4 protein-coding genes are annotated in these 5,081 nt (G+C 37.5%); 1 reads left to right on the forward strand and 3 read right to left on the reverse strand.

What is annotated here, in order from left to right:
- The 3 genes from cas8g1 to H6G97_RS45075 form a co-directional block, all read right to left on the reverse strand.
- A partial coding sequence (cas8g1, locus tag H6G97_RS45065; RefSeq protein WP_190946944.1) for a type I-G CRISPR-associated protein Cas8g1/Csx17 occupies positions 1 to 870 on the reverse strand: 870 nt, incomplete at its 3' end.
- Positions 870 to 3,242: a type I-G CRISPR-associated helicase/endonuclease Cas3g gene (gene cas3g / locus H6G97_RS45070; protein WP_190946945.1), complete on the reverse strand. Its 2,373-nt coding sequence runs from the start codon at positions 3,240 to 3,242 to the stop codon at positions 870 to 872. The genes cas8g1 and cas3g, both read right to left, overlap by 1 nt.
- Positions 3,243 to 3,863: 621 nt before the next feature.
- Complete coding sequence (locus H6G97_RS45075) at positions 3,864 to 4,316, reverse strand: hypothetical protein (RefSeq protein ID WP_190946946.1); 453 nt, start codon at positions 4,314 to 4,316, stop codon at positions 3,864 to 3,866.
- A gap of 143 nt (positions 4,317 to 4,459) precedes the next feature.
- Between H6G97_RS45075 and H6G97_RS45080 the strand changes: the two genes are divergently transcribed.
- The gene (locus H6G97_RS45080; protein ID WP_190946947.1) at positions 4,460 to 4,627 is read left to right on the forward strand and encodes a ribbon-helix-helix protein, CopG family; all 168 of its coding nucleotides are present in this window, start codon (positions 4,460 to 4,462) and stop codon (positions 4,625 to 4,627) included.
- The last annotated feature ends 454 nt before the right edge of the window (positions 4,628 to 5,081 follow it).

Genomic DNA, 5,081 nt, shown 5'->3' on the forward strand with positions numbered 1-5,081 from the left:
GCTTCCATAACCAACATTCGACGGTCGAACAGTAAAAGGGTAAGCGAAATCTGATGATTGAGACTGTTCGTAACGCCGAGTAGCACTACTAGTGAAGAGCATGATACCTTCTAGCATTAATATATAATCCCAAGGGTTGACTCTAGAATCTGCATCATAACCTGGGGCTGCATTTGCTCCACCAGCAGCAATAGGGTTAAATTGTCCAATTTTGCCAGTAAACGATAACCCTGGCACTGTACTATTAAAAAGAGAAGCTTGCAGCAATAAGTTAGCATTTTCTTTTGGCTCTCCAGTCTGAAAATCTATTAGTTCCTGTAATTGCTGCATCAAAGTCCGGCTAAACTCAAAATTTCCATCATTACCTCCTGTGCCAGTTAGAGGGGGAAATTTTAAATCTTCTGTGTTGATAAGTGTACAAGTATCTAACCACTTTACGGCTTTTTCTGGAAGATTATTTCGCAATCTAGTTACTAGTTTTTTCTTGTCGTCTTTCTCTTTTGGTTGAACAACTAGCTTAAGTTTATCTACTTGAACTTGAGCTATAGTAATTGTTTCTCGATAATCTGCTAATCGCTCTGTTCGGGAATTAATTATAGATTCAATTGTTTTCTTATTATCTTTAGGATAGAAACCAGTGCTACCATTCCAAGGGGCTACTAAAGGAGTAGGCTTATACTCTTGTAAGAAAAAGTCTACTAAATGTTTTGTTGAGATATTAGTAATTAAAGTAAAATAATCATTCTTCCAACAGCCTTTAGCTGTTACATCCTGCTTCTGTTCAACTATCAAACGTAAAACACCTAATGCTTTAAGATAGTTAGATAAAGGTTCAGGGCTACATCCAGATAAAATAATAGTTTCAGCCATTAGTTTGAATGTAAAATATCAGGGTTATACTTAGCTGATGCTCTCCAGTCAGCTATCCGAATAATAGTTTCTAGAAAAGCTAATTTAAAAGGGCCATACTCGTCCAAAAGATTAATTGCTTGTGATGTCCAAGATTCTCCATGTTCGCGCTCTCCCATTTCCATACAAGCTAACGATAAATTCTGCGCTTTTACAGTTAAACCATCACCTAAATCAATTTCTGGAAAAGGATCTCTATCCCAAACGCCACGAGCATACTTTCTGTTGCTTTCTGATGGTTTATTTTCTTTTGGAAGTGGTTGAATAGTTAATCGAATTTTACCGTGATGGGCTGCAACTAGGTAAGTTAGTAAAAATGGTTCTTTTTCCTGTAGTGCTAATAATGCACTAACTAGTTCATGCCGAAACCCTGGACGTTCTGATTTAATACTTGATTTTTGAGCAGATTTTGCCCAAGGGCCTCCTTTTACTATATCAGGGTCATCTTGCGTTAAAACTTTTTGGAAGACTTCATGGGCTTTACCTAAGTCATGCCACCGCCCTGTTCGTTCTAATAAATTTATATTTAAACCATACTCTATAAAATTTTTACACAGTTCTGTAACTTCATCGGCGACATCATTAGAATGAACGATTAAACTGATATACTTACCAATTGTATCTGTCAAGTGATCTTCATCATTGCTATCTAGTTTAATGACTTCATCCGCTATATCTTTCGGTATATCTTTAAAATCACCTGTAAAGCCTAGTGTTTCTGAATACCCGCCGTTAGAACAATGCACTAGTAACAACATTCCTGGATAAATATTGATTGATTTTTTCCATTCTCCTTGTAAGCTGTCCCAAATCCAAGTATTACTATTTTTCTTTCTTAGATTTTCCAAAAAAGCTTTTGCTTGACCAATACTAACTCTACATAGTTCTTTCCTTAGTAATGCTCCTTTTGCTATATTTGGACATTCTCCTGACCAATCTCGCCATGCGATCGCTATATCTGTATCATCTGTTTGTCGAATGAATGGTGATACATCAATGTCATGCCCTGCCAAATCTGTTGAAGTATCGAAAAGCTGTATTAAGTCATGCTTACGAGGAATTAACTCTTCAAAATCTGATGGCTTTGATTGAACTTGTGACAAAGTTTCCGGGCCAACATCTTTTAGAGGACTAAGAAGTTCTTGTGCTTCTACTAAATCGCCTTTTTCATAAGGGCTGATATGCTTTTTCTGATTCAAATCAATATCAATCCAATATACTTTGGCATTATTGGAATGCTCTCCATAACGGTTACAACGTCCTACTCTTTGAACTATAGATGACCAAGGAGCAATTTCTGTAAACAGAGTCAGGGCAGAGATATCTACACCAGCTTCAATAGCTTGAGTAGCTACCAAAATACCAGATTGAAAAGTATGTAGCTCTTTATTTAGCTTTTGACGTTCTTGCAAGCGAAAACGAGCATGAATCAAAAATCGTTCTTTCTCAGGCACACCTTGGCTTTGTAATTCTTGATAAACCTCTTGAGCGCGACTGACTCGATTGCAAATTACTATAGTTAATGTATCGGGTGTATGAGCTTCAATTACTTCCTGAGCTAATGCTTTAGCATAGCCTTTGCCATCACTATCTAGTGTTGTTTTAGCTTTAACTAATTCCTTTTTAGCTTCTATTCTCTCTTTTAATAACGGATGAGATTTATCTGACTCTGTTAAAGTGTGAAACTTACTTAAATCAGGGCGATAGTTCACTGTTAACAGCGATTCTGGGTCAAGAGTAGCACTCATCCATAGTGATTTGGCACAACCATAGGTTTGAAATTCTTCTCGAAAACCTTGAAGTTGCGCTGTAGTTTTCAATCCTGCCCCCATCAGTTGCACTTCGTCCATTACCCATAGGCAGTCATTGTTTAACAGAGCAAAATGGATCGGCCAACGGTAACGGCTCATCCCATAACCACGATTGAGAGCGCGACTAAGTAGTTGATCCTGAGTGCCAATTAATATGCAGTCTTTTTCTGGACATATATCCCAACTTTGGCTTACAGCCCCTCCCATCAGTAAGTGAAGTTCTACTTCACCTATCAATTCATCTTTTTTTAGCCATTTGTCTACCTCTGCATAAGTTTGTTCAACTAAGGTTCGCATAGGTAGACAAATCACCAGTCTTCTTGGAGTAGTTTGACGAACCGACAAATCTGGATGAAGCCTTCGCCGCCAAAGCCAACCTAAAACAACTGTAGCGGTTTTACCAGCGCCAGTAATCACATTTAGCAAAGTTGGTAATTCTGGTTCTTCGGCGAAACGTTTTTGATAAGGAAAAGGTTGCTTACCGTTAGTAATTTCAACAAACCACTCAGTAAAAGTAGTCATACAAGTTAACTGAATTTTATATATCTGCCTGGATAGCTTGCTCGCCTTGCTTTGATATAAAATTAGAGTCCTAGCTAAAAACCTGACTTTTCACAGGAAGCTTTAAAACCTTTACCAAGCCAAGGGTTGGCGGTTGGGTGCGGCTGAGTGGGAAAAGATATAGGCTTATTACACCCGACACCCTTTAACTGTTCTATATAACGTGAAAAATCAGAGCTAAAGACGCAAATGCGAGCCAAAAATCTATTTTTGTAAACAAAACTTTTTTTCGAGTCAATACCCTTATATTTCGATTTATATGAGTATATGTAAATTACCTTTTGTATGTCAATAGATAAGTTTTGCTTTAACAATAAAGCAAATTTTCATAAAATTAACTTATTTTAACTGTTGGTAATATTACTTGGACTAACAAATTATCCATTTTCAGCCTGTAGTGGCTTTTTTTGGGATCTGCTTTTATGTCGATTACATAGACAATAACAGAGGGTTGCTGTTGTTTGATGTTTTTAATAGCGTGGCTGGTAAAAACATCTTTACCAGAGCAGGGCGCACCGACAATCAAGGTATGCCGTAGTGATGACGAAAAGTTAGAACTGATTGCATATTTTTCTCCAAATTTTAATTTTGATTAGTATTGCAGCCGTCGAATTTGTACTTAAGATGTGAACTCTGAAGCAATCTTTCGATTCCTTTTCGGATAAGCTCTGGTGGAACTCCGTCTAATTTCAATTCATTTTGGATAAACTCATCAATGGAATTGGCTTTCGTCTTCTCTAAGAGCGCCAACATCTGTTGAGCTTGGGTTGTTGATGTGCTTGACTTCTTAGTTTCAGCTTGAGAGGTTTGCTTATTACTTGGTGCAGAGTCAATAAAGTTTTTGGTATCCCGGTCATAGCCAGAGAAATTCTTTAACAGAGGCATTGGTATCCATTCATTGATGCCGCCATAATAACCCTGTTTTGTCAATCTGGGAGGAGCTAATCCCTGTAAGCCTTCCGCAGCTTTAGTTTTCAGGTTTTGGCTACAAATTTTAGTTACTGTTAGAAAATAAAAGTTCAAAGCTTGGTTCAACCAAAGTTTCAGAATCTTGCTTCCATTATTGTTTTCCGAGAGTGACAGAATAGGGTTAGTATAAATTGTTAAAGCCTGCCTGTAAAAGTTGATTTGGGGAATTGGCTTGATCCAATATGTAGTGGATGAAAATTTAGTAAACTATGAACAAAAAATGGGCAGTAAAACGAATCACTATCAATTTAACTGATAGTGAAGCGAAAAAGCTGGAAAAATATTGTCAAACGACCGGAAGACCTGCAACTGATATAATTCGGGAATTGATTCGTTCTCTAGAAATAAATGCAATTGAACGAATTCCATCAGCATAACAGTCAGCCAGAGGAATTAAATCAGCAGTGGAAAAATACTAAATCTGCTTAGTTAGATTTTTGTAAATAAAGACATTGCTGTATAAGCTGCTGAATAGCTTCATCATAATTCGATATGTTCCGAAAAAGAGCGCAAGATACACAGGATAAACGACAAGTAATTTGGGCAGAACAAGTAAGCCAAGGTATTAGTGGAATCGAATGGACACCGTCGAGTACGGCGGCATGGCGTTAGTTCTTCCCCGGCTGTGCAGGGCAAACGCATCTAAAGTATAAGAAACCTTTAATACTTGGGTTTCGGCGTTTTTTAATTTAGCCATAAGCAGTTATTAATGCTACTATAGGACTAGTATTTGATTTCTGAAAAAGCTCCGTACATTTGAAGAGTCGCAAAATCAAAGTTAGTGTTTCGGAGAAACCACTCAAACATCCATTTGAGATGAGAGAACGAAGG

It is taken from the genome of Nostoc flagelliforme FACHB-838, assembly GCF_014698065.1.
Taxonomy (GTDB): Bacteria; Cyanobacteriota; Cyanobacteriia; order Cyanobacteriales; family Nostocaceae; genus Nostoc; species Nostoc flagelliforme_B.